Source organism: Streptomyces sp. MAR4 CNX-425 (assembly GCF_048656465.1).
Taxonomy (GTDB): Bacteria; Actinomycetota; Actinomycetes; order Streptomycetales; family Streptomycetaceae; genus Streptomyces.
In genome coordinates this window covers 310,034-333,571 of sequence record NZ_JBMDLF010000001.1, presented here as the reverse complement: position 1 = coordinate 333,571, position 23,538 = coordinate 310,034, and the positions used below count along the sequence as shown (strand labels likewise).

Genomic DNA, 23,538 nt, shown 5'->3' with positions numbered 1-23,538 from the left:
GAGGGCCGCGCGGCAGCCTGGAGGGATGCGGGTGCTGCGCGGAACCTCCTCCTGGTCCTACTGGATCGTGGGCGTGTACTTCGCCGCCGCCACCGCCGTCGACCTGGCGACCGGGCGCGGACACTCGATGGCCACGCTGCTCGCGGTCGCTCCGGTGTTCGTCGCGGTCAACGGCTCCCGGACCGCGATCCTCGTCTCCGGGGCGGTCGCGTTGCCCGTCACCGCCCTGCTGAGCTGGTGGAACTTCCACCTGGACCTGGAGTTCTGGGCCCGCGTCGCCGCCATCGTCATCGCGGTCGGAATCGGCCTCGCCGTCCACCACGAGCGCCTCGCGCGGGAGCGGCGGCTGGTGAACGTCACCCGGGTCGCCAACGTCGCCCAGCGGGCCCTGCTGCCTCCGCCGCCGGGGCGCGCCGGGCCGGTCCAGGTGGCGCACTCGTACCGCTCCGCCGCGGACGAGGCGATGATCGGCGGCGACTTCTACAAGGTGCTCGACACCCGCTGGGGCGTGCGCGTCGTCATCGGCGACGTGCGCGGCCACGGCCTCTCCGTCATCCCCACCACCGCCATGGTCATCGGCGTCTTCCGCGAGGCCGCGTACGAGGAGCCGGAGCTGGACCGGATCGCCGCCCGCATGGACCGCAGCCTGGCGCGGGACGGCGGCCCCGAGAGCTTCGCCACCGTCCTGCTGCTGACGATCTCGCCGCAGGGCGTGTGCCGCGCCCTCAGCCACGGCCATCCGCCGCCGTTGCTGCGCACCGTCGCCGGGCGCGTACGCGAGACCGACGTGTACAGCGGCCCGCCGCTGGGCCTCGGCCTGACGAAGCGTGTCGCGGAGGTCAAGGAGAGCACCGTGGTCCTCGCCGAGGGCGACGAGCTGCTGCTGGTCACCGACGGCGTGCTGGAGGCGCGCGACGCGGCGGGCGAGTTCTTCCCGCTGGCGGAGCACTACGCCCGCGGGCCGCGGCACGGCCCGCCCGCGGAGGTGCTGGCGGCGCTGCGCCGCGACCTGGCGGACTGGACGCCCGAGCTGCACGACGACTCGGCGCTGGTGCTGCTGCGCTACGCGCCGCGCCGGATCCGGCCCGCGTAGCGGGCCTCCAGGGCGGCGTTGTGCTCGTCGCCCGCCGGGATGTTCGCCGACAGGTACACCGGCGGCGTCGCGCCCCGCTCCAGCAGCAGCCGGACCGCCTCGGCGACGACCTGCTGCACCAGCAGCGCGCCGGTGATCGACGACACCGCGCACGCGGTGCCGCCGCCCGGCAGCGTGAGCACGGAGTCGCCGAAGGGGGCGCCGTTGTCGAGGACCACGTCCGCGTGGTCGGTCAGCCGCCCCCCGGAGGGGTGCCGGGACTCCGCGCGGGCGCCGTGGGCCAGCGAGGTGATCGCGATCAGCGGGTGGCCGTGCTCCTTGACGACGGCGGCCATCTCGACGACGCAGCCGTTGATGCCGGAGTTCGAGGCGATGACGAAGACGTCCTCGGGGGCCGGCGCGGCCAGCTCGTACAGCCGGCGCGCGGTGCCCGGGTCGCGCTCCAGCCTGGCGTCGCTGAGCAGCTCGGGGGGCTCGCCGCCGTAGATCACCAGGTCGCGCAGGGCGATCTTGTTCGTCGGTACGAAGCCGCCGGCCCGGCCCGCGATCTCGGTGGCCAGCGACTCGGAGTGCCCGGTGCCGAACGCCTGGACCACGCCGTCGCCGCCGAGCGCGTCCGCGAACACCCGGGCGGCGGCGTCGACCTCGGCGCGCTGCCCCTCCGCCACCCGCCGGAGCGAGGCCAGGGCGGCGGCGGTGAAGGCGGCTGCGCTGATCGGCTTGTCGGTCATCGGGGCTCCCGGGAGTGGTCTGGACAACGTGCCGTACGCGGGGTCAATCTCAGGCAGTCGCGTACGGCCCGTCAAGGGTGCGGGTGCGGCCGCGGCGGGGCGTCGACCACCGGGAGCGGGCAATGGAGAAGCTGGTCATCGGCATCGACGCGGGCGGTACGAGCCTCCGCGCGGCCCTCGCGCCGGCCGCCGGGGGCGCGGTGCTGCGCACGGCGTCGGCGGGGGCGGGGAACCCGCGGTCGGTGCCGGCGGAGGTGCTCACGGAGCGGCTGACGGCGTGCGTGGCGCCGCTGGCGGAAGCGGCGGGCGCGGGGGCCGGGACGGTCGCGGCGGTGGTGGCGGGCGTCGCGGGCGCGGACCCCCGGAACCCGGACGACAGGGGCACGCGGGTGGTGCACGCGGCCCTGCGCGCGGCGCTGCGCCGCAGCGGGGCGGGGGCCGCGCCGGTGCGGGTGTGCGGCGACGCGGAGATCGCCTTCGCGGCGGGACCGGGCGCGCCGGCGTCCGGGGTGGTGGTGATCGCGGGCACGGGCGCGTCGGCGTCCCGGATCGCGGACCGGCGGCAGACGGCGTCGACCGACGGCCACGGGTGGCTCCTGGGCGACGAGGGAAGCGGCTTCTGGATCGCCCGCGAGGCGCTGCGCGCGGCGCTGCGGGCGCTGGACGGCCGCGGGCCGGCGACGGCGCTGGCGGAGCTGCTGGCGGCGGCGACGGGCGGAGGGCCAGGGGCCGGCGGGGGCGGGGGTGCGGAAGGGACGGCGCAGGCGGGCGGCGGGCCGGGTGCGCCGGAGTCGGGCGGCGCCGGGTCGGGCGCGGTGGACGGGCACGGGCCGGACGGGCACGGGCCGGGCGCGGCGGGGGCGCGCGGGCGGGGCCGGGGTCCCACGGCGGCGCCGCTCGGTACCGGGTCCCGGTCGGCGGGGGTGCGGATGGCGCTCGTGGACGCCGGGTTCGCGGGGGCGCCGATGGCGATCGCGCGGCTGTGCCCGGTGGTCGTGCGGGCCGCGGAGGCGGGCGACGCGGTGGCCGCGGCGATCCTGGACGAGGCCGCGGACCGCCTCGCGGAGACGGCCGCCGTCCACGCGCCGGTCCCCGGCGAGCCCCTGGTCACCACCGGCGGCCTCCTCGGCCCCGGCGGGCCGCTGCTGCCCCGCTTCGCCGCCCGCATGCGCGCGTACGGCCTGACCCCGGCCCCGGTCCCGGACGGCCTGGCCGGCGCGGTCGCGCTGGCGCGCGCGATCCGCTGACGCGAGCCGGGGGCGGGTTCCTCGCCGCGCACGGCGGGGGCGGTGGGGGAGATCCGCTCCCGGCCCGGCGACGTCCCGCGCGCCCCGGGGCGCGCGGCGCGTTCGGGCGGTGCGGCCGCCGCGGGCCGGGGGCTGCCTCCGGCCGCCCCTGCCCAGGGCCCGCCGACGACGGCGGTGCTGACGGGCGCCTCCGGGCGGGCGCCCGGCTGCCGCCGCGCGTCGCTTCGGGCCGGGTGCCGCTTCCCTTCCGGCCGGGCGGCCGGTCGCGGGGCCGCAAGGCGCCGCCCGCGGCGGTGTCTCCCTCCGCCCGGGGCCGCCGCAGCGCGCGCTACGGCGACGCCGGCGGGTACAGCGTCGGGGGCAGCAGGGCCGCCGCCGGGCGGTCCAGGAGCCACAGCGTCCGCCGGAGGCCGCGCGCGCCCGCCGCCGGGGTCTGGATCTCGCCCGCGCCGGACAGCGCCATCGCCGCCGCCCGGGCCTTGTCCTCGCCCGCCGCCAGCAGCCACACCTCCCGCGCCGCGCGGATCGCCGGCAGCGTCAGCGAGATCCGTGTCGGCGGCGGCTTCGGCGCCCCGTGCACGCCGACGACCGTGCGCTCCGTCTCCCGTACCCCCGGCAGCTCCGGGAACAGCGACGCGACGTGCGTGTCCGGGCCGACGCCCAGCAGCAGCACGTCGAACGCCGGGACCGGCCCGTGGTCCTCCGGCCGCGCCGCGGCGGCCAGGTCGCGCGCGTACGCGGCCGCCGCCGCGTCCGCGTCGGCGCCGAACTCCGCCTGCGCCGCCGGCATCTCGTGCACCCGCGCCGGGTCGACCGGCACCGCGTCCAGCAGCGCGGCGCGCGCCTGGGTCGCATTGCGGTCGGGGTCGCCGGCCGGCAGGAAGCGCTCGTCGCCCCACCACAGGTCCAGCCGCGACCAGTCCACCGCGTCCCGGGCCGGCGCGGCGGCGAGCGCGGCCAGCAGGCCGTTGCCGTTGCGGCCGCCGGTGAGCACGACCGAGACGGCGCCGCGGGCGGCCTGCGCGTCCACGACCTTGGTGATCAGCCGGGCGGCGGCGGCCTCGGCCATCAGCTCCCGGTCGCGGTGGACGACGATCTGCGGCGCGCTCACGAGGACGGCTTCGAGTCCGGCGCCGCCTTCTTCGCGGGCCGCTTCCTCTTCCCGCCGGCCGCCGCGGACTCCGCGGACTCCGCGGACTCCGTGGCCGCAGCGGGGGCCTCCGCGGCCGCGGAGCCCGCGACGGCCCGCTCCACCGCTCCCGGCGGCGCCAGCCGCTCCACGCCGTACGCCACCGCGTGCGCGTACGCCTCGTCCGGGTCCAGCCGCCGCAGCTCCTCGGCGATCAGCTCCGCCGTCGTCCGCCGCTTGAGCGCCACGTGCCGCTCCGGCTGCCCCGGGACCGCCAGCTCCGCCAGCGCCCCGTTCGGCCGGTCGAGGCAGATCACGCCGTCCGTCGTCAGCAGCCGCACCGCGGTCAGCCCCGGCCCCGGCGAGCCCGTCCGCTCAACCGGCACGCCCAGCCGGTCCGCCAGCCACAGCGCCAGCAGCTCCGTGGAGGGGTTGTACTCCTCGCCCTCCACCACCGCCGACTCGATGGTCGCGTGCCGCTGGTCCAGCGCCGCCGCCAGCATGCTGCGCCACGGCGTGATCCGGGTCCACGCCAGGTCGGTGTCCCCGGGCTCGTACGCCGCGGCCCGCTGGCGCAGCGCGCCGACCGGGTCCTCGCAGGCCGCCGCGTCCGTGATCCGGCGGGTGGCGAGCTTGCCGAGCAGGTCCTCCGCCGGGTTCTCCGGCGCGTCCTCCGGCCACCACACCACCACCGGCGCGTCCGGCAGCAGCAGCGGCAGCACGACGCTCGCCGCGTGCCCGGCCAGCTCGCCGTGCAGCCGCAGCAGCACCGTCTCGCCGGTGTCCGTCTCGTTGCCGACGCGCACCTCCGCGTCCAGCCGCGCCAGCGCGCGCTCGCGCGGGGAGCGGCCGGGGCGCTTGATGACGACGAGGATGCGCGACGGGTGCTCCTTGGACGCCTGGCTGGCGGCCTTGAGCGCGTCGTAGTGGTTGCCCTCGTCGGTGACGATGACGAGGGTGAGCACCATCCCGACGGCCGGCGTGCCGGTGGCCCGCCGGGCGCCGACGAGCGCGGAGTTGATCTGGGCCGAGGTGGTCTCGGTGAGGTCGATGTTCATGGCCGCCGCCAGCTCCGTCCGTCTCGTGCCAGCATGTCGTCCGCCGCCCTCGGCCCCCAGGTGCCCGCGGTGTACGGCTCGGGCCTGCCGTGCGCGGCCCAGTGCTCCTCGATGGGGTCGAGGATCTTCCAGGACAGCTCGACCTCCTGGTGCCGCGGGAAGAGGTTGGCGTCGCCGAGGAGCACGTCCAGCAGCAGCCGCTCGTACGCCTCCGGGCTGGACTCGGTGAAGGACTCGCCGTAGGCGAAGTCCATCGTCACGTCCCGCACCTCCATCGAGGTGCCCGGCACCTTGGAGCCGAACCGCACGGTGATGCCCTCGTCCGGCTGGACGCGGATCACCAGCGCGTTCTGGCCCAGCTCCATCGTGTCGGTGGTGTCGAACGGCAGGTGCGGCGCCCGCTGGAAGACGACGGCGATCTCCGTGACCCGGCGGCCGAGCCGCTTGCCGGCGCGCAGGTAGAACGGCACGCCCGCCCACCGGCGGTTGTCGATCTCCAGCTTGATCGCGGCGTAGGTGTCGGTCCCGGACTTCGGGTCGATGCCCTCCTCCTCCAGGTAGCCGCGGACCTTCTCGCCGCCCTGCCAGCCGGCCGTGTACTGCCCGCGTACCGTGTGCCGGGCCAGGTCGGCGGGGAGGTGCACCGACTCCAGCACCTTGATCTTCTCCGCCACCAGCGGCTGCGCGTCGAAGGCCGTCGGCTCCTCCATCGCGGTCAGCGCCAGCAGCTGCAGCAGGTGGTTCTGGATGACGTCGCGGGCCGCGCCGATGCCGTCGTAGTAGCCGGCGCGGCCGCCGATGCCGATGTCCTCGGCCATGGTGATCTGCACGTGGTCGACGTACGACCGGTTCCAGAGCGGCTCGAACATCGTGTTGGCGAAGCGCAGCGCCAGGATGTTCTGGACGGTCTCCTTGCCCAGGTAGTGATCGATGCGGAAGACCTGGTCGGGCTCGAAGACCTCGTGCACGATCCGGTTGAGCTCCTCGGCGCTCTTCAGATCGTGCCCGAACGGCTTCTCGATGACCGCGCGCCGCCAGGAGCCGCCCGCCGGGTCGGCCAGGTTGTGCTCCTTGAGCTGCTGCACGACCAGCGGGAAGAACTTCGGCGGCACGGAGAGGTAGAACGCGAAGTTGCCGCCCGTGCCGCGCGCCTTGTCCAGGTCCTCGATGGTGGTGCGGAGCCGCTCGAAGGCCGCGTCGTCGTCGAAGTCGCCCTGGACGAACCGGAAGCCCTCGGAGAGCTGCTGCCACACCTCCTCGCGGAACGGCGTGCGGGCGTGCTCCTTGACCGAGTCGTGCACGACCTGCGCGAAGTCCTCGTTCTCCCACTCGCGGCGGGCGAAGCCGACGAGGGAGAAGCCGGGCGGCAGCAGCCCCCGGTTCGCCAGGTCGTACACGGCGGGCATCAGCTTCTTGCGCGACAGGTCGCCGGTGACGCCGAAGATCACCAGGCCCGACGGGCCCGCGATCCGCGGCAGCCGCCGGTCCTGCGGGTCCCGCAGCGGGTTGGTGCCGGAGGCCGTCACCGTCGACTACGCCCCCTTCGGTGCGCGGCGCTCAAGCTCGGTCCGGGTGGAGTCGAGCAGGTCGGTCCAGGACTTCGCGAACTTCTCCACGCCCTCGTCCTCCAGCAGGGCGACCACCTCGTCGTACGAGATGCCCAGCTTCTCCAGGGCGTCGAGGTCGGCGCGGGCCTCCGCGTACGTGCCGCGTACCGCGTCGCCGCGGATCGCGCCGTGGTCGGCGACGGCGTGCAGGGTCGGCTCCGGCATGGTGTTGACCGTGCCCGGCGCGACCAGCTCGTCCACGTAGAGCGTGTCCTTGTACGCCTTGTCCTTCACGCCCGTCGACGCCCACAGGGGGCGCTGCTTGTGGGCGCCGGCCTTCTCCAGCGCGGCCCAGCGGTCCGAGGAGAAGACCTCCTCGTACGCCTCGTACGCCAGCCGGGCGTTGGCGACGGCCGCCTTGCCGCGCGCCTCCTTCGCCTCGGGGGTGCCCAGGGCGTCGAGCCGCTTGTCGACCTCGGTGTCCACCCGGGAGACGAAGAACGAGGCGACCGAGCGGATCTCCGCCAGGTCCAGGCCGGCGGCCTTCGCCCGCTCCAGACCGGCGAGGAAGGCGTCCATCACCTCGCGGTAGCGCTCCAGGGAGAAGATCAGCGTGACGTTGACGCTGATGCCCTTGCCGATCACCTCGGTGATGGCGGGCAGCCCCGCCCGGGTGGCAGGGATCTTCACGAACAGGTTGGGCCGGTCCACCAGCCAGGCCAGCTGCTTGGCCTCGGCGATCGTGGCGGCGGTGTCGTGGGCCAGGCGCGGGTCGACCTCGATGGAGACCCGGCCGTCCTGGCCCTCGGTGGCGTCGTACACCGGGCGGAGCACGTCGGTGGCGTCGCGCACGTCGGCCGTCGTGATCATACGGACGGCCTCCTCGACGGTGACGCCGCGGGCGGCGAGGTCCGTGAGCTGGCCGTCGTAGCCGTCGCCCGCCGAGATGGCCTTCTGGAAGATCGTGGGGTTGGTGGTCACGCCCACGACGTGGCTCTCGTCGATCAGTTCGGCGAGGTTGCCGGACGTGATGCGCTTGCGGGACAGGTCGTCGAGCCAGATCGCGACGCCCTCACCGGAGAGGCGCTCTAGTGCGTCGGTCATCGGTATTGCATCTCCTGCCGTCGTTATCGTCTGGGTGCGCGTCTGTATGCGTTCAGCGACTTCAGCCCCGCAGGGATTCCCGGGCGGCCTCGGCGACGGCCTCGGCGGTGAGGCCGTACTCGCGGAACAGGACCTTGTAGTCGGCGGAGGCGCCGAAGTGCTCCAGGGAGACGACGCGTCCGGCCTCCCCGGTGAACCGGTGCCACGACATCCCGACGCCCGCCTCGACCGCCACCCGGGCCCGGACGGCGGGCGGCAGCACGGCGTCGCGGTACTCCCGCGGCTGCTCGTCGAACCACTCCACCGACGGCATGGACACCACCCGCGTCGGCACGCCCTCGGCCTGCAACTGCTCGCGGGCGCCGACCGCGAGCTGCACCTCGGAGCCGGTGCCGATGAGGATCACCTGCGGCTCGGCCCGCTCGCCGCCGGGGCCCTCGGCCTCGAACATCACGTAGCCGCCGCGGGCCGCCTCCTCGTTCGGCTCGTACGTCGGCACGCCCTGCCGGGTCAGCGCCAGGCCGTGCGGGGCGCCGACGCCGAACTCCTTGGTGTAGCGGCGCATGATCTCGCGCCAGGCGATGACGGTCTCGTTGGCGTCCGCCGGGCGGACCACGTTCAGCCCGGGGATCGCGCGCAGGCTCGACAGGTGCTCGACCGGCTGGTGGGTCGGGCCGTCCTCGCCGAGGCCGATGGAGTCGTGCGTCCACACGTACGTCACCGGCAGGTGCATCAGCGCCGACAGCCGCACCGCGTTGCGCATGTAGTCGGAGAACACCAGGAAGGTGCCGCCGTACACGCGGGTGTTGCCGTGCAGCGTGACGCCGTTCATGACGGCGGCCATCGCGTGCTCGCGGATGCCGTTGTGGACGGTCCGGCCGTACGGATCGGCGCCGGCCAGCGGGTTGTCGGCGGGCAGGAACGAGGCCGAGCCGGGGATGGTGGTGTTGTTCGACCCGGCGAGGTCGGCGGAGCCGCCCCACAGCTCGGGCACCACCGGGCCGAGCGCCTTCAGCACCTCGCCCGACGCCTTGCGGGTGGCGACGGCCTTGCCGGCCGGGAAGGACGGCAGCTCGTCCGCCCAGCCCGCGGGCAGTTCGCCGGCGCGGATCCGGTCGAACTCGGCGGCGCGCCCGGGGTTGGTCTGCCGCCAGACCGCGAACTGCTTGTCCCACGCGGCGTGCGCCTCCGCGCCGCGCTCACCGAGCGCGCGGGCGTGCGTGAGCACGTCGGGGTCGACCTCGAAGTGCTTGGCGGGGTCGAAGCCGAGGATCCGCTTGGTCGCGGCGACCTCCTCCTCGCCCAGCGCCGAGCCGTGCGCGGCCTCGGTGTTCTGCGCGTTCGGGGCCGGCCAGGCGATGATCGAGCGGGCCGCGATGAACGACGGCCGGTCGGTGACCGCCCGGGCCTCCTCGAAGGCCCGGTACAGCGCCTCGGGGTCCAGGTCGCCGTTCGGCTTCTGGTCGACCCGCTGGACGTGCCAGCCGTACGCCTCGTAGCGCGCGATCGTGTCCTCGGAGACGGCGGCGGCGGTGTCGCCCTCGATGGAGATGTGGTTGTCGTCCCAGAGCAGTATGAGGTTGCCCAGCTTCTGGTGGCCGGCCAGCGAGGACGCCTCGTGCGAGATGCCCTCCTGGAGGCAGCCGTCGCCCGCGATCACCCAGATGTGGTGGTCGAACGGGGAGGTGCCGGCGGGCGCGTCCGGGTCGAACAGGCCGCGCTCGTACCGCGCGGACATCGCCATGCCGACGGCGTTGGCGAGGCCCTGGCCGAGCGGCCCCGTCGTCGTCTCGACGCCGGTGGTGTGCCCGTACTCGGGGTGCCCGGGGGTCTTGGAGCCCCAGGTGCGGAACGCCTCCAGGTCGGCCAGCTCCAGGCCGAACCCGCCGAGGTAGAGCTGGATGTAGAGGGTCAGGCTGGAGTGGCCCGCGGAGAGCACGAAGCGGTCCCGGCCGGTCCACTGCGGGTCGGCGGGGTCGTGGCGCATCACCTTCTGGAAGAGGGTGTACGCGGCGGGGGCCAGGCTCATCGCGGTGCCGGGGTGGCCGTTGCCGACTTTCTGTACGGCGTCCATGGCCAGAACGCGGACGGTGTCCACCGCGCGGTCGTCCAGTTCGTTCCACTCGAGATCGGTGGTCGGCTGCGTGCTCACCCTTGTTCAGGGCTCCTCTCTCCACGGTCGGGAACTCCGGCGACCGGAAAGCACCGGGCGCCTTCGAGCCTATCCCGCTGGTACCAGACTGCCGGTGCCGGGCCGCTCCCGCCTGCCGGACCTCCGCCGAACGCAGCCCCCCGCGCGGGCGCCCCGGGCGGAACGCGTACCCGCTCAACACGGGGCACCCCCCGCGCCGGGGGCCGATACGCAGCGTCTACAGTGACGACGTACAGAAATCCCTTGACCCCGAGCAGAGGTGTCCGTGACGGCCGTCGAATCCCGACCAGCGGGTGTGCTCGGGCAGGAGGCCGCGCACCGGCCGGCCGGTGCCCGGGTCAAGGCGTTCGTGGCGCTGACGAAGCCGCGCATCATCGAACTGCTGCTCATCACCACCGTTCCGGTGATGTTCCTGGCCGCCGAGGGCGTGCCCGACCTGTGGCTGGTGCTCGTCACCTGCATCGGCGGCTATCTCTCCGCCGGCGGGGCCAACGCGCTCAACATGTACCTGGACCGCGACATCGACGCGCTGATGCACCGCACGGAGCAGCGGCCGCTGGTGACCGGGATGGTCCGGCCGGCCGAGGGGCTCGCCTTCGGGCTGGCGCTGACGGTGCTGTCCACGGTGTGGTTCGCCACCCTCGTCAACCCGCTGTCGGCGGCGCTCGCGCTGGGCGCGAACCTCTTCTACGTCCTCGTCTACACGATGCTGCTGAAGCGGCGTACCTCGCAGAACATCGTGTGGGGCGGCATCGCCGGCTGTATGCCGGTCGCGATCGGCTGGTCCGCGGTGACGAACTCCGTCTCCTGGGCCTCGCTGATCCTCTTCCTGGTGATGTTCTTCTGGACGCCGCCGCACTACTGGCCGCTGTCGATGAAGGTCAGGGACGACTACGCGCGCGTGAAGGTGCCGATGCTGCCGGTGGTGGCGTCGAACAAGGTCGTCGCCCGGCAGATCGTCGCCTACAGCTGGGTGATGGTCGGCGTCTCGCTGCTGCTGTGGCCGCTGGGCTACACCGGCTGGTTCTACCCGGTGGTGGCGGCGGTGCTCGGCGCGGTGTGGCTGCGCGAGGCGCACGGGCTGCTGCGGCGGGCGAGGGCCGGGGTCGTGGGCGGGAAGCTCAAGGAGATGCGGCTCTTCCACTGGTCCATCACCTATGTGTCGCTGCTGTTCATCGCGGTGGCCGTGGATCCTTTCCTGCGCTGATTACCGACGGGTAGCATCTGCGTCATGAGCGACGACGACCGCAGGACCCGCCGGCTCACCCGGCAGATCGAGTCCTTCGCGGGCCGCCACGGCGGCGCGCGGGGGCAGGTGGCGTACCTCGGCGAACCCGGCGCGCGGCTGGTGCTGGTCGGGGCGGACGGGGCGTGGGGCGACCTGGTGGCGCCCAGCACCGAGAGCGCGACCGCGGCGGCGGAGGCCGCGGGGGTGGCGTTGCAGGAGAGCTTCGACGGCGAGCTGGCGGCGGGGGTGCGGACCGGGCCCTACGAGTGGACGCGGATGGCCGGAATCCAGCTGGGCGGCCCGGCGAACCCGGCCGCGCCGGCGGCCTCCGGCCCGGAAGCGGGCGGGCCGGCCGAGCCGCCGGCGACCGGCGCCGGGCAGCCGGGGGAGGCCGGCCCGGACGGTACCGGCGGCGGCGGGCAGAAAAGCCCCTGAGCGCCGTCCGCCGGCCGCGGAGTGTGGCCCCGCCCACGGACCCCGCCCGGGCCGCGGCGGACCGAGCCGAGCCTGGCGACGGTACGGCGGCAGGCGGTGCCACGGGCGCGGGGAGCGGCGGCGGCGCCGGGGAGAAGGGCTCCTGACCGCCGCCCGTCCGTTCCGTCCGCGTCGGCTTTCGCCCCCCGGAGGGCCCCCGTCCCCGCCGGAGGCGACCCGCGCCTACGGCGCCGCGGAACCCACCGTCCGGGCCTCCGCCGGTGCCGCCTGCGGCGGCATTTCCGCCGGGCCCGTCTCCGGCCGGTGCCGCAGCGAGACGACCACCCGCAGCACCGCGATCCACACCAGCGTCGAGCCGAACAAGTGGATCATGACCAGGAACTCGGGCACGTCCGTGAGGTACTGCGCGTAGCCGACGACGGCCTGCGACATCAGCACCCAGAACAGGTCGCGGGTGCGGGACAGCGGTCCCGGCGGGCCGTCGACGAGCTTCAGCGTCACCCAGATCGCGACCGTCAGGGCGACCACCGCCCAGGCCGTGAAGGAGTGCACCTTCGCCGCGCTCTCCCAGCTGATCCACCCCATCCGGGGCACGTCGCTGGAGTCGCCCGCGTGCGGCCCGGTGCCGGTCACGACGGTCCCGGCGGCCAGCAGCACCACCGAGACCGCCACCAGCGCCCGGGTCAGCCGGCGCACCACGGCGCCGACGAGCATGTCGGGCCCGCCGTCGCCCTCGCGGGCGCGGTGCCAGGTGAGGTACGTGATCGTGATCAGCCCGGTGGCGAGCAGGAAGTGGGCCGCGACGGTGTACGGGTTCAGCTCGGTCAGCACCGCGGCGCCGCCGAGGACGGCGTTGCCCATGACCACCCAGAACTGCACCCAGCCGAGCCGGGTCAGCTCCCGGCGCCACGGCTTGGTGGCGCGGGCGGCGACGATGGCCCAGCCGACGGCCGCGCACAGCACGTACGTCAGCAGCCGGTTGCCGAACTCGATGGCGCCGTGCACGCCCATCTCGGACGTCGCCAGCAGGCTGTCGTCGGAGCACTTGGGCCAGGTGTCGCAGCCGAGCCCGGAGCCCGTCAGCCGGACCGCGCCCCCGGTGACGACGATGACGATGCTCATCAGCAGCGCGGAGAGCGTCGCGCGCCGGACCGTCCGCTGCGTCGGGGTCCAGCGCTCGGCGACGAGGGCGAGGGGGTTCTGCACGGCGCCTATCGTATGACGCCCCTTGTGCGCGGTTTCACGAGGGGTGCGGCGGGGGTCCCGTACGCCGGTGCGCGACCGTCCGTACGCGAGAGCCCGTGCGCGCCGCCCGGCCGCTCACTCCCAGCGGAAGAACCGCGCGGCCGCCGCCAGCCCCAGCACCGCCCAGCCGGCCAGCAGCCCCAGGTCGCCCCACGGCACCCCGCCGCCGTCCTGGAGGACGTCCCGCAGCCCGTCCGACAGCGCCGCGACCGGCAGCACTTCGAGCACCGCCCGCGCGCCGTCGGGGAACTTCTCCAGCGGCACGATCACGCCCCCGGCCACCAGCAGCAGTACGAAGACCAGGTTCGCCGCCGCGAGCGTCGCCTCCGCCCGGAGCGTGCCGGCCATCAGCAGCCCGAGACCGGAGAACGCCGCCGCGCCCAGCACCACGAGCAGCGCCGCCGCGAGCGCCCCGCCCGCCCCGCCGCGCGGCGACCAGCCGAGCGCCAGCGCGATGGCGGTCAGCAGCACCAGCTGGAGCGCGATCGTGACCAGCACCGCGGCCGCCTTCGCCGCCATCAGCCCGGCGCGCGGCAGCGGCGAGGCGCCGAGCCGCTTCAGGACGCCGTAGCGGCGGTCGAAGCCGGTGCCGATGGCCTGGCCGGTGAAGGCGGTGGCCAGGACGGCGAGCGCGATGGCGCCGGGGGTGAGGAAGTCGACGCGCTGGCCGGGGCCGGTGTCGACGACGTCCACGGCGCTGAAGAGCAGCAGCAGCACCGCCGGGATGACCATGGTGAGGAGCAGCTGCTCGCCGTTGCGCAGCAGCAGCCGGGTCTCCAGGCCCGCCTGCGCGGTGATCATGCGGGGCAGCGGCGCCGCCCCCGGACGCGGCGCGTGGACGCCGGTTCCGGCCTGCCGAGCACTCATCCGCGCAGCTCCTTGCCCGTCGGTTCCAGGCTGCTGTTTCCCGGGGGGCGACCCCCGTACCCCCGGGTGGTCCGGTTCACGAGCGCAGTTCCTTTCCCGTCAGTTCCAGGAAGACGTCCTCCAGCGTGCGGCGCTCCACCGTCATCTGCTCCGGCAGCACCCCGTTCTGCGCGCACCAGGTGGTGACCGTGGCCAGCAGCTCCGGGTTGATCTCGCCGCTTATCCGGTACGAGCCCGGGGACAGCTCCAGCGCCGCCGTCTCCGGCGGCAGCGCCTTCAGCAGCGAGCCGAGGTCGAGCCCGGGCCGGCCGGTGAAGCGCATGGTGTTCTCCGCGCCGCCGCGGCACAGCTCCTCCGGCGTGCCGTCGACCAGCAGCCGGCCGCCGTCGATGATCGCGACCCGGTCGGAGAGCTGCTCCGCCTCGTCCATGTGGTGCGTGGTGAGCAGCACGGACACCCCGTCGGCGCGCAGCTCGCGGATCAGCTCCCAGGTGGCGCGGCGGGCCTGCGGATCGAGGCCGGCGGTCGGCTCGTCGAGGAAGACCAGCTCGGGGCGGCCGACGACGGCCATGGCGAGCGCGAGCCGCTGCTGCTGGCCGCCGGAGAGCCGGCGGTAGGGGGTGCGGCCGCAGGAGCCGAGGCCCAGCCGCTCGATCAGCGCCACGACGTCGAGGGGGTGGGCGTGCAGCCGGGCGATGTGGTGCAGCATCTCGTCGGCCCGCGCGGCGGGGTAGACGCCGCCGGACTGGAGCATCACGCCGACCCGGGGCCGCAGCCGGGCGGCGTCGGCGAGGGGGTCGAGGCCGAGGACGCGCGCGGTGCCGGCGTCCGGACGGCGGTAGCCCTCGCAGATCTCGACGGTGGTCGTCTTGCCCGCGCCGTTGGGGCCGAGGACGGCGGTGACGTCGCCGCGGGCGGCGGTGAGGCCGAGGCCGGCCACGGCGGTCTTCCCGCCGTACCGCTTGACGAGGCCGGACACCTCGACGGCCGCGTCGGTGGAGGGCTGTTGCATGACTGCGAGTGTAAAGAGCCCGGCGGCCCGCCCGGCGCCGGGCCGGGAGGGTTCACGCCAGGGGGTGTGCGGGCCGCGGAGAGAACTTAGGTAACCCTTAGTGATGCATCCCACCGCACGGTGATCGGGACCCGGCTTGTCCCGCCCCGGCGAATTAAGCAACAATGGCGTTGTGAAAAACGTGGACCCGGGTGGGAGCACGGCGAAGGAGCAGGCGGCCGGGCCGGCCGTCGGCGCTGCCGTGCCCGCTGACGGGACGCGCAACCGCGTGGCCCGCTCCATCCTCGACCACGGCCCGTCGACCGCCGCCGACCTGGCCCACCGGCTCGAACTCACCCCCGCCGCCGTCCGGCGGCACCTCGACGCGCTCGTCGCCGAGGGCATCGTGGAGCCCCGCGACCAGCGGGTCTACGGGGCCCGCGGCCGCGGGCGCCCGGCCAAGGTCTTCGCCCTGACCGACTGCGGCCGGGACGCCTTCGACCAGGCGTACGACCAGCTCGCCGCCGACGCCCTGCGCTGGATCGCCCAGAGCGCGGGCGGTGGCGTGCGGGGGGAGGAGGCCGTGGCCGCCTTCGCCCGCGACCGGGTCGCCGAGCAGGCCGAGCGGTACGCCGCCCAGCTGGCCGGCATGCCCGCCGAGAGCCGGGTCGAGGCTCTCGCCCGGCTGCTCTCCGAGGACGGGTACGCTGCCACCGCGCGCAGCGCGCCCGGGGCCCCCGGCGAGCAGCTCTGCCAGCACCACTGCCCGGTGGCGCACACCGCCGAGCAATACCCGCAGCTCTGCGAGGCGGAGACCGAGGTCTTCTCCCGCTTGCTCGGCACCCATGTGCAGCGTCTGGCCACGATCGCCCACGGCGACGGGGTGTGTACGACGTTCGTCCCCGAAAACCGCGAGCACCACGCTCGCAGGCAGCCACCGACCCCCGGGAGGAACCCCGCATGACTGCGCCCATCGAGACCGCCTCCTCGGAGCATCCCGAGCTCGAAGGACTGGGACGCTACGAGTACGGCTGGGCCGACTCCGACGCGGCCGGCGCCGCCGCGAAGCGCGGCCTGTCCGAGGACGTCGTCCGGGACATCTCCGACAAGAAGTCCGAGCCCGACTGGATGCTGAAGACCCGCCTGAAGGGGCTGCGTCTGTTCGGCAAGAAGCCCATGCCCACCTGGGGCTCCGACCTCTCCGGCATCGACTTCGACAACATCAAGTACTTCGTCCGGTCCACCGAGAAGCAGGCCCAGTCCTGGGAGGACCTGCCGGAGGACATCAAGAACACCTACGACAAGCTCGGCATCCCCGAGGCGGAGAAGCAGCGCCTGGTCGCCGGCGTCGCCGCGCAGTACGAGTCCGAGGTCGTCTACCACCAGATCCGCGAGGACCTGGAGGAGCAGGGCGTCCTCTTCCTCGACACGGACACCGCGCTCAGGGAGCACCCGGAGCTGTTCAAGGAGTACTACGGCACGGTCATCCCGCCCGGTGACAACAAGTTCGCCTCCCTGAACACCGCGGTGTGGTCCGGCGGCTCGTTCATCTACGTCCCGAAGGGCGTGCACGTCGAGATCCCGCTGCAGGCCTACTTCCGGATCAACACCGAGAACATGGGCCAGTTCGAGCGGACGCTGATCATCGTCGACGAGGGCGCGTACGTGCACTACGTCGAGGGCTGCACCGCGCCGATCTACCAGTCGGACTCGCTGCACTCCGCGGTCGTCGAGATCATCGTGAAGAAGAACGCCCGCTGCCGCTACACCACCATCCAGAACTGGTCGAACAACGTCTACAACCTGGTCACCAAGCGCGCGGTGGCCTACGAGGGCGCGACGATGGAGTGGGTCGACGGCAACATCGGCTCCAAGGTCACCATGAAGTACCCGGCGATCTACCTGATGGGCGAGCACGCCAAGGGCGAGACCCTGTCCGTCGCCTTCGCCGGCGAGGGCCAGCACCAGGACGCCGGCGCCAAGATGGTGCACATGGCGCCCAACACCTCGTCCAACATCGTCTCCAAGTCGGTGGCGCGGGGCGGCGGGCGGACCTCGTACCGCGGCCTGATCGAGATCGGCGAGGGCGCGGAGAACTCCAAGTCCAACGTGCTCTGCGACGCCCTGCTGGTCGACACGATCTCCCGCTCGGACACCTACCCCTACGTCGACGTCCGCGAGGACGACGTGACGATGGGCCACGAGGCCACCGTCTCCAAGGTCAGCGACGACCAGCTGTTCTACCTGATGCAGCGCGGCCTGTCCGAGGACGAGGCGATGGCGATGATCGTCCGCGGCTTCGTCGAGCCGATCGCCAAGGAGCTGCCGATGGAGTACGCGCTGGAGCTCAACCGGCTGATCGAGCTGCAGATGGAAGGTGCCGTGGGCTAGCCGCCCCGGCAGCACCGCACGGCCCGGGGGCCCGCCGGTGGCGAAACGCGCGCCGGAGCCGGGTCCCCGGAGATCAGCGAACACGATGAGGCAGAAAGCGAGTACGAGAACAGCCATGGCCGACGCCCAGAAGATCCCGGCCGGCTCCACCGCCGCCGGAACCATCGCGGTGGCCGCCGAGTCCACCGTCGCCACCAGGATGAGCGCGCCGCCGTCCTTCGACGTGGCCGACTTCCCGGTCCCGCACGGCCGGGAGGAGGAGTGGCGCTTCACCCCGCTGGAGCGGGCCCGCGGGCTGCACGACGGCAGCGCCGCCGCGACCGGCGAGCCCAAGGTGGCCATCACCGCGCCCGACGGCGTCGCCGTCGAGACCGTCGGCCGCGACGACGCCCGGCTCGGCCGGGCCGGCACCCCGGTGGACCGGATCGCCGCCCAGGCGTACTCCTCGTTCGAGAAGGCCACCGTCGTGACGGTGCCGAAGGACACGCAGCTCACCGAGCCCATCCGGATCTCGGTGCACGGCGAGGGCGGCGTGTCGTACGGGCACCAGCTCATCGAGCTGGGCGCCTTCGCCGAGGCCGTCGTCGTCATCGACCACACCGGCGACGCGGTGCTCGCGGAGAACACCGAGTACGTGCTCGGCGACGGCGCCCAGCTCACCGTCGTCTCCGTGCAGGACTGGGCCGACACCGCCGTGCACGTCGCCCAGCAGTCCGCGCTCATCGGCCGGGACGCGAGCTTCAAGTCCGTCGTCGTCACCTTCGGCGGCGACCTGGTCCGGCTGCACCCCCGGGCGCACTACGCGGGCCCGGGCGCCGAGGCCGAGCTGTACGGGCTGTACTTCACCGACTCCGGCCAGCACCAGGAGCACCGGCTGTTCGTCGACCACGACGCCCCGCACTGCCGCAGCAACGTGGCGTACAAGGGCGCGCTCCAGGGCGCCGACGCGCACGCCGTGTGGATCGGCGACGTGCTGATCCGCAAGCGCGCCGAGGGCACCGACACGTACGAGCTGAACCGCAACCTGGTCCTCACCGACGGCGCCCGCGTCGACTCCGTGCCCAACCTGGAGATCGAGACCGGCGAGATCGTCGGCGCCGGGCACGCGTCGGCAACCGGCCGCTTCGAGGACGAGCAGCTGTTCTACCTGATGGCCCGCGGCATCCCCGCCGACGAGGCCCGCCGCCTGGTCGTCCGCGGGTTCTTCGCCGAGCTCGTGCAGCAGATCGGCATCCGGGACGTCGAGGAGCGGCTCATCGAGAAGATCGAGGCCGAGCTGGAGGCGTCCGTGGCATGACCGACACGACCAACGCGACGTACGTCCGCGCCTGTGCGCTGAGCGAGCTGGAAGAGGACCTCCCCAAGCGGGTGGAACTCGGCGGCACGCCCGTCTCGGTCGTGCTGACCGGAGGCGAGGTGTTCGCGATCAACGACATCTGCTCGCACGCGAACGTCTCGCTCTCCGAGGGCGAGGTGGAGGACTGCCAGATCGAGTGCTGGCTGCACGGCTCCACCTTCGACCTGCGTACCGGCAAGCCCTCCGGGCTGCCCGCGACGCGCCCCGTCCCCGTGTACCCCGTCAAGATCGAAGGGGACGACGTGCTCGTCTCCGTCACCCAGGAGTCCTGAAGGCACCATGGCAACGCTTGAAATCCGCGACCTGCACGTCTCCGTCGAGGCCGACAACGCCACGAAGGAGATCCTCAAGGGCGTCGACCTGACCGTGAAGCAGGGCGAGACCCACGCCATCATGGGCCCCAACGGCTCCGGCAAGTCCACCCTGGCCTACTCCGTCGCCGGCCACCCCAAATACCAGATCACCTCCGGAACCGTCACCATCGATGGCGAGGACGTGCTGGAGATGAGCGTCGACGAACGCGCCCGCGCCGGCCTCTTCCTCGCCATGCAGTACCCGGTCGAGGTCCCCGGCGTCACCGTCTCCAACTTCCTGCGCACCGCCGCCACCGCCATCCGCGGCGAGGCCCCCAAGCTCCGCACGTGGATCAAGGAGGTCAAGGAGGCGATGGAGCGGCTGAACATCGACCCCGCCTTCGCCGAGCGCAACGTCAACGAGGGCTTCTCCGGCGGTGAGAAGAAGCGCCACGAGATCCTCCAGCTGGAGCTGCTCAAGCCGAAGATCGCGATCCTCGACGAGACCGACTCCGGCCTGGACGTCGACGCGCTGCGCATCGTCTCCGAGGGCGTCAACCGGGTCCGGGAGACCGGCCAGGTCGGCACCCTGCTGATCACCCACTACACCCGCATCCTGCGCTACATCAAGCCCGACCACGTGCACGTCTTCGCGGGCGGCCGGATCGCCGAGTCCGGCGGTGCGGAGCTGGCGGACAAGCTGGAGGAAGAGGGCTACGCGGCTTACGTGAAGGGCGGCGCATCCGAGTGAGCCAGCTGCCGGGCCTCCTCGACACCGAGGCGATCCGCAAGGACTTCCCGATCCTGGACCGCACCGTCCACGACGGGAAGAAGGTCGTGTACCTGGACAACGCGGCGACCTCGCAGAAGCCGCGCCAGGTGCTCGACGCGCTGAACGCGTACTACGAGCGGTACAACGCCAACGTGCACCGCGGCGTGCACGTCCTCGCCGAGGAGGCCACGGCGCTGTACGAGGGCGCCCGCGACACGGTCGCCGAGTTCATCAACGCGCCCAGCCGGGACGAGGTCGTCTTCACCAAGAACGCCTCCGAGTCGCTGAACCTCGTGGCCAACATGCTCGGCTTCGCCGACGAGCCGTACCGCGTGGACCGCGACACCGAGATCGTCATCACGGAGATGGAGCACCACTCCAACATCGTCCCGTGGCAGCTGCTCGCGCAGCGCACCGGCGCGAAGCTGAAGTGGTTCGGCCTCACCGACGACGGCCGTCTCGACCTGAGCGACCTCGACGAGGTCATCACGGAGAAGACGAAGGTCGTGTCCTTCGTGCTGGTCTCCAACATCCTCGGCACGCACAACCCCGTCGAGGCCATCGTCCGCCGCGCCCAGGAGGTCGGCGCGCTGGTCGTCGTGGACGCCTCCCAGGCCGCCCCGCACATGCCGCTGGACGTGCAGGCGCTCCAGGCCGACTTCGTCGCCTTCACCGGGCACAAGATGGCCGGGCCCACCGGCATCGGCGTGCTCTGGGGCCGCAAGGGGCTGCTGGACGACCTGCCGCCGTTCCTCGGCGGCGGCGAGATGATCGAGACCGTCTCCATGCACTCCTCGACCTACGCCCCCGCGCCGCACAAGTTCGAGGCCGGCACGCCGCCGATCGCCCAGGCCGTCGGCCTCGGCGCGGCGGTGGACTACCTCGCCGGCATCGGCATGGACCGGATCGAGGCGCACGAGCACGCCATCACCGGCTACGCGCTCCGGCGGCTCCAGGAGGTGCCGGACCTGAGGATCATCGGCCCGGCGACGGCCGAGGAGCGCGGCGCCGCGATCTCCTTCACGCTCGGCGACATCCACCCGCACGACGTCGGCCAGGTGCTCGACGAACAGGGCATCGCGGTCCGGGTCGGCCACCACTGCGCGCGGCCGGTCTGCCTGCGGTACGGAATTCCCGCGACCACGCGGGCGTCGTTCTATCTGTACTCCACCCCGGGCGAGGTCGACGCTCTGGTCGACGGCCTGGAGTACGTCCGGAACTTCTTCGGCTGAAGGGCGTGGGAACAGCGTGAAGCTCGACTCGATGTACCAGGACGTCATCCTCGACCACTACAAGCACCCGCACGGCCGGGGCTTGCGGGCCGGCGACGCCGAGGTGCACCACGTCAACCCGACCTGCGGCGACGAGATCACGCTGCGCGTGAAGCTCGCCGGCGGGACGATCGAGGACGTCTCGTACGAGGGCCAGGGCTGCTCCATCAGCCAGGCCAGCGCCTCCGTGCTGAACGAGCTGCTGGTCGGCAAGGAGCTGGCCGAGGCGCACCGGATCCAGGAGCGGTTCCTGGAGCTGATGCAGTCGCGTGGGAGGATCGAGCCGGACGACGCCATGGAGGAGGTGCTGGAGGACGCGGTCGCGTTCGCCGGCGTCTCCAAGTACCCGGCGCGCGTGAAGTGCGCCCTGCTGTCCTGGATGGCGTGGAAAGACGCCACGGCCCAGGCGCTGAAGGAGGCCGCAGCATGACGGACACCGACGTGACGACGAAGCCCGCCGAGGAGGAGGAGATCCGCGAGGCGCTGTACGACGTGGTCGACCCCGAGCTGGGTATCGACGTCGTCAACCTCGGCCTCGTCTACGGCATCCACGTCGACGAGGGCAACATCGCCACCCTGGACATGACGCTGACCTCGGCGGCCTGTCCGCTGACCGACGTCATCGAGGACCAGGCGAAGGCCGCGACCGACGGCATCGTCAACGACCTGAAGATCAATTGGGTCTGGATGCCGCCGTGGGGCCCCGACAAGATCACCGACGAGGGCCGCGAACAGCTGCGCGCCCTGGGCTTCAACGTCTGAGCAGCCCTCGGCAGGCCCGCCCCGGCACGTCCGGGGCGGGCCTGTCGCGTCTGAAGTGACTCCGGCGGACCCGGGCGGGCGAACGGACCGTAGAACCCGTGCGAACGCGTTCGGGCCGATCGGGCAACAAGAGGTGACAGCACTCCGCTCACACCTTCCCGATCGGGGACCGACCAGTGATCGATCCACCGCACGACATCACGGAGAGATTTGTGGAACCGCCGGAGGACGTCTCGCCGCTCGTCGAGGGAGACGCCGCCGTGATCGAGGAGTCGCTGGATCACCCCGAGGCGTTCGCCGCGCTCTACGACAGGTACGCCCCCGCGATACACCGCTACGCGGCCCGCCGGCTCGGCTCCGGCGCGGCGGACGACATCACCGCGGACACCTTCCTGGCCGCCTTCCGCGCCCGCGCCCGCTTCGACCCCGGCCGGACCAGCGCCCGGCCGTGGCTGTACGGCATCGCCGCCAACCTCATCGGCCGGCACCGCCGCGCCGAGGTACGGGGCCTGCGCGCCCTGGCCCGTACCGGCGTCGACCCGGTGGCCCACTCCTGGGTGGACGAGGCCGACGACCGGATCGCCGCGCAGGCCGCGCACGCCCCGCTCGCGGGTGCGCTCGCCCAGCTGGCGACCGGTGACCGGCACGTGCTCCTGCTCGTGGCCTGGGCCGACCTCACCTACGCGGAGGTCGCCGAGGCGCTCGGCATCCCCGTCGGCACCGTGCGCTCCCGGCTGAGCCGGGCCCGGCGCAAGGTCCGCGAGGCCGTCGGTTCCGATCCCCACTCCCCTCACGACGCACCGGAGGCGGCAACCCATGGATGAGATGTCGAAGTTGCGCGACCTGCGCGCCGACGCGCCGGCCCCCGACCGCGCCCGGCTCGCCCCCGGCCGCCGCCGCCTGCTCGACGCCGCCGGCGGCCGCAAGCGCCGCCGGCTGCCGGTGCTCGGCGACTGGCGCGTGGTGTCGGGCGCGGTGGCCGCGGGCGTCACGGCGGTGGCGCTGCTGTCGACGAACCTGGACGGCGGCGGTCCGGGCGGCGACCGGGGCGCGTCCGCGGCGGAGGGCGGCGGCCGGGTGACGGTGGCGAGGCCGGTGGCCCAGGACGCGCCGGAGCTGCTGCGGCAGGCCGCCGCGGTGGTCGCCGACGACCCGGTGCCGAAGCCGGAGACGGGGGACTGGGTGTACGTGCGGGACATCGACATGGAGATCGGCAACCCGGAGGACGAGTCCCCGGCCGCCACCGAGCAGTGGTACAAGTACGCCGACCCCGAGTTCGAGAACTGGAACGAGGGCGACGACCACTCGCCGCGCGAGCGCTTCGAGTACCTCGCCGAGCTGCCCGACGACCCCGACGAGGTGCTCCAGAAGGCCCGCTGGTTCTACCCCGAGGACGGCCGGCGGCCCGACACCGCGGACCCCGGCGCCGGGCGCAGCGACGAGGAGCTGGCCGGCTGGAACTTCGACGCGCTGCGCCTGCTGCTCCGCTCGACCCCCATGCACCCCCGGGGGCAGTCCCGCGTCTACGAGGCGATGGCCACCCTCCCGGGGCTGCGCGTGTCGGACACCGTCGTGGCCGACGCGGTCGGCCGGGAGGCCCTGGCGTTCTCCCTCGACGACGCCCGGGACCCCGACGGGGACGGGCTCCGGGACGAGGTGCTGATCGACCCCGACACGTACGCCTACCTGGGCACCCGGTACGTCGCCACCAGGAACACGGAAGGTCAGGAGTCCGGGCACCGGGCGAAGAAGGGCGAGGTCGTGATCAGCATGGCGATCGTCACCACCGGGCTGGTGGACCGCGAGGGCGTGCGCCCCTGAGCGGCCGGCGGCGTACGGGACCGGGGGCGTCACCGGCGGGAGGG

The 23,538-nt window shown here is 73.5% G+C and carries 22 protein-coding genes and 1 pseudogene; 14 read left to right on the top strand and 9 right to left on the bottom strand.

The features are described 5' to 3' along the window. Nucleotides 1–25: 25 nt before the first annotated feature. Nucleotides 26–1,093: a PP2C family protein-serine/threonine phosphatase gene (locus ACHZ99_RS01465; RefSeq protein WP_420302439.1), complete on the top strand. Its 1,068-nt coding sequence runs from the start codon at nucleotides 26–28 to the stop codon at nucleotides 1,091–1,093. Here the strand turns inward: ACHZ99_RS01465 and ACHZ99_RS01460 are convergent. Then, entirely contained in the window at nucleotides 1,063–1,824 is a 762-nt protein-coding gene (locus tag ACHZ99_RS01460; RefSeq protein ID WP_420302438.1) for a sugar isomerase domain-containing protein, read from the bottom strand. The two genes, ACHZ99_RS01465 and ACHZ99_RS01460, sit on opposite strands and share 31 nt — an antisense overlap. Before the next feature lie 122 nt (nucleotides 1,825–1,946). Between ACHZ99_RS01460 and ACHZ99_RS01455 the strand changes: the two genes are divergently transcribed. Continuing rightward, nucleotides 1,947–3,071 carry a BadF/BadG/BcrA/BcrD ATPase family protein gene (locus ACHZ99_RS01455; protein ID WP_420302437.1) on the top strand — a complete coding sequence of 375 codons (1,125 nt, stop codon included), beginning with the start codon at nucleotides 1,947–1,949 and terminating at the stop codon, nucleotides 3,069–3,071. Between the two features lie 328 nt (nucleotides 3,072–3,399). On the opposite strand, the gene pgl is transcribed toward ACHZ99_RS01455, so the two are convergent. From pgl to tkt, 5 genes are all read right to left on the bottom strand, one after another. Next, the gene (gene pgl, locus ACHZ99_RS01450; protein ID WP_420302436.1) at nucleotides 3,400–4,182 is read right to left on the bottom strand and encodes a 6-phosphogluconolactonase; all 783 of its coding nucleotides are present in this window, start codon (nucleotides 4,180–4,182) and stop codon (nucleotides 3,400–3,402) included. Continuing rightward, on the bottom strand, nucleotides 4,179–5,258 hold the full coding sequence (gene opcA / locus ACHZ99_RS01445; RefSeq protein WP_420302435.1) for a glucose-6-phosphate dehydrogenase assembly protein OpcA: 1,080 nt from the start codon (nucleotides 5,256–5,258) through the stop codon (nucleotides 4,179–4,181). Before opcA ends, pgl begins: the two co-directional genes overlap by 4 nt. Next, nucleotides 5,255–6,784, bottom strand: a complete 1,530-nt coding sequence (gene zwf, locus ACHZ99_RS01440; protein WP_420302434.1) for a glucose-6-phosphate dehydrogenase — start codon at nucleotides 6,782–6,784, stop codon at nucleotides 5,255–5,257. Before zwf ends, opcA begins: the two co-directional genes overlap by 4 nt. A 6-nt stretch (nucleotides 6,785–6,790) precedes the next feature. Further along, nucleotides 6,791–7,909, bottom strand: a complete 1,119-nt coding sequence (gene tal / locus ACHZ99_RS01435) for a transaldolase (protein WP_420302433.1) — start codon at nucleotides 7,907–7,909, stop codon at nucleotides 6,791–6,793. A gap of 61 nt (nucleotides 7,910–7,970) precedes the next feature. Then, complete coding sequence (gene tkt, locus ACHZ99_RS01430; RefSeq protein WP_420302432.1) at nucleotides 7,971–10,061, bottom strand: transketolase; 2,091 nt, start codon at nucleotides 10,059–10,061, stop codon at nucleotides 7,971–7,973. A gap of 265 nt (nucleotides 10,062–10,326) precedes the next feature. On the opposite strand from tkt, the gene ACHZ99_RS01425 reads away from it, so the two are divergent. Both ACHZ99_RS01425 and ACHZ99_RS01420 read left to right on the top strand, forming a co-directional pair. After that, nucleotides 10,327–11,268, top strand: a complete 942-nt coding sequence (locus ACHZ99_RS01425) for a heme o synthase (RefSeq protein WP_420302431.1) — start codon at nucleotides 10,327–10,329, stop codon at nucleotides 11,266–11,268. 24 nt (nucleotides 11,269–11,292) lie between these two features. Further along, nucleotides 11,293–11,598: pseudogene (locus ACHZ99_RS01420) on the top strand (hypothetical protein); the annotation flags it as partial. Between the two features lie 348 nt (nucleotides 11,599–11,946). Here ACHZ99_RS01420 and ACHZ99_RS01415 read toward each other — a convergent pair. The 3 genes from ACHZ99_RS01415 to ACHZ99_RS01405 form a co-directional block, all read right to left on the bottom strand. Further along, entirely contained in the window at nucleotides 11,947–12,930 is a 984-nt protein-coding gene (locus tag ACHZ99_RS01415; protein ID WP_420302430.1) for a COX15/CtaA family protein, read from the bottom strand. 114 nt (nucleotides 12,931–13,044) lie between these two features. Continuing rightward, nucleotides 13,045–13,836: an ABC transporter permease gene (locus ACHZ99_RS01410; protein ID WP_420302429.1), complete on the bottom strand. Its 792-nt coding sequence runs from the start codon at nucleotides 13,834–13,836 to the stop codon at nucleotides 13,045–13,047. 76 nt (nucleotides 13,837–13,912) lie between these two features. Further along, nucleotides 13,913–14,848, bottom strand: coding sequence for an ABC transporter ATP-binding protein (locus ACHZ99_RS01405; protein ID WP_420302428.1), 936 nt, complete (start codon nucleotides 14,846–14,848; stop codon nucleotides 13,913–13,915). A 181-nt stretch (nucleotides 14,849–15,029) separates the two neighbouring features. On the opposite strand from ACHZ99_RS01405, the gene ACHZ99_RS01400 reads away from it, so the two are divergent. The 10 genes from ACHZ99_RS01400 to ACHZ99_RS01355 all read left to right on the top strand — a co-directional run bounded on the left by ACHZ99_RS01400 (nucleotide 15,030) and on the right by ACHZ99_RS01355 (nucleotide 23,494). Beyond that, nucleotides 15,030–15,791, top strand: a complete 762-nt coding sequence (locus ACHZ99_RS01400; RefSeq protein WP_420303170.1) for a helix-turn-helix transcriptional regulator — start codon at nucleotides 15,030–15,032, stop codon at nucleotides 15,789–15,791. Next, nucleotides 15,788–17,218 carry a Fe-S cluster assembly protein SufB gene (sufB, locus tag ACHZ99_RS01395; protein WP_420302427.1) on the top strand — a complete coding sequence of 477 codons (1,431 nt, stop codon included), beginning with the start codon at nucleotides 15,788–15,790 and terminating at the stop codon, nucleotides 17,216–17,218. The genes ACHZ99_RS01400 and sufB overlap by 4 nt, the downstream gene beginning before the upstream one ends. A 115-nt stretch (nucleotides 17,219–17,333) precedes the next feature. After that, a complete protein-coding gene (sufD, locus tag ACHZ99_RS01390) occupies nucleotides 17,334–18,515 on the top strand; it encodes a Fe-S cluster assembly protein SufD (RefSeq protein ID WP_420302426.1) in 1,182 nt (393 codons plus the stop codon). After that, nucleotides 18,512–18,847, top strand: a complete 336-nt coding sequence (locus ACHZ99_RS01385; protein ID WP_420302425.1) for a non-heme iron oxygenase ferredoxin subunit — start codon at nucleotides 18,512–18,514, stop codon at nucleotides 18,845–18,847. The genes sufD and ACHZ99_RS01385 overlap by 4 nt, the downstream gene beginning before the upstream one ends. A gap of 7 nt (nucleotides 18,848–18,854) precedes the next feature. After that, entirely contained in the window at nucleotides 18,855–19,619 is a 765-nt protein-coding gene (gene sufC / locus ACHZ99_RS01380; protein WP_420302424.1) for a Fe-S cluster assembly ATPase SufC, read from the top strand. Next, nucleotides 19,616–20,872 (top strand): cysteine desulfurase, encoded by a 1,257-nt coding sequence (locus ACHZ99_RS01375; protein WP_420302423.1) that lies wholly within the window; start codon nucleotides 19,616–19,618, stop codon nucleotides 20,870–20,872. Before sufC ends, ACHZ99_RS01375 begins: the two co-directional genes overlap by 4 nt. Before the next feature lie 16 nt (nucleotides 20,873–20,888). Next, nucleotides 20,889–21,341, top strand: a complete 453-nt coding sequence (sufU, locus tag ACHZ99_RS01370; RefSeq protein WP_420302422.1) for a Fe-S cluster assembly sulfur transfer protein SufU — start codon at nucleotides 20,889–20,891, stop codon at nucleotides 21,339–21,341. Further along, a complete protein-coding gene (locus ACHZ99_RS01365; protein ID WP_420302421.1) occupies nucleotides 21,338–21,673 on the top strand; it encodes a metal-sulfur cluster assembly factor in 336 nt (111 codons plus the stop codon). Before sufU ends, ACHZ99_RS01365 begins: the two co-directional genes overlap by 4 nt. A 212-nt stretch (nucleotides 21,674–21,885) precedes the next feature. Next, entirely contained in the window at nucleotides 21,886–22,497 is a 612-nt protein-coding gene (locus ACHZ99_RS01360) for an RNA polymerase sigma factor (RefSeq protein ID WP_420303169.1), read from the top strand. Further along, the gene (locus ACHZ99_RS01355) at nucleotides 22,490–23,494 is read left to right on the top strand and encodes a CU044_5270 family protein (RefSeq protein WP_420302420.1); all 1,005 of its coding nucleotides are present in this window, start codon (nucleotides 22,490–22,492) and stop codon (nucleotides 23,492–23,494) included. Before ACHZ99_RS01360 ends, ACHZ99_RS01355 begins: the two co-directional genes overlap by 8 nt. Nucleotides 23,495–23,538 lie beyond the last annotated feature (44 nt).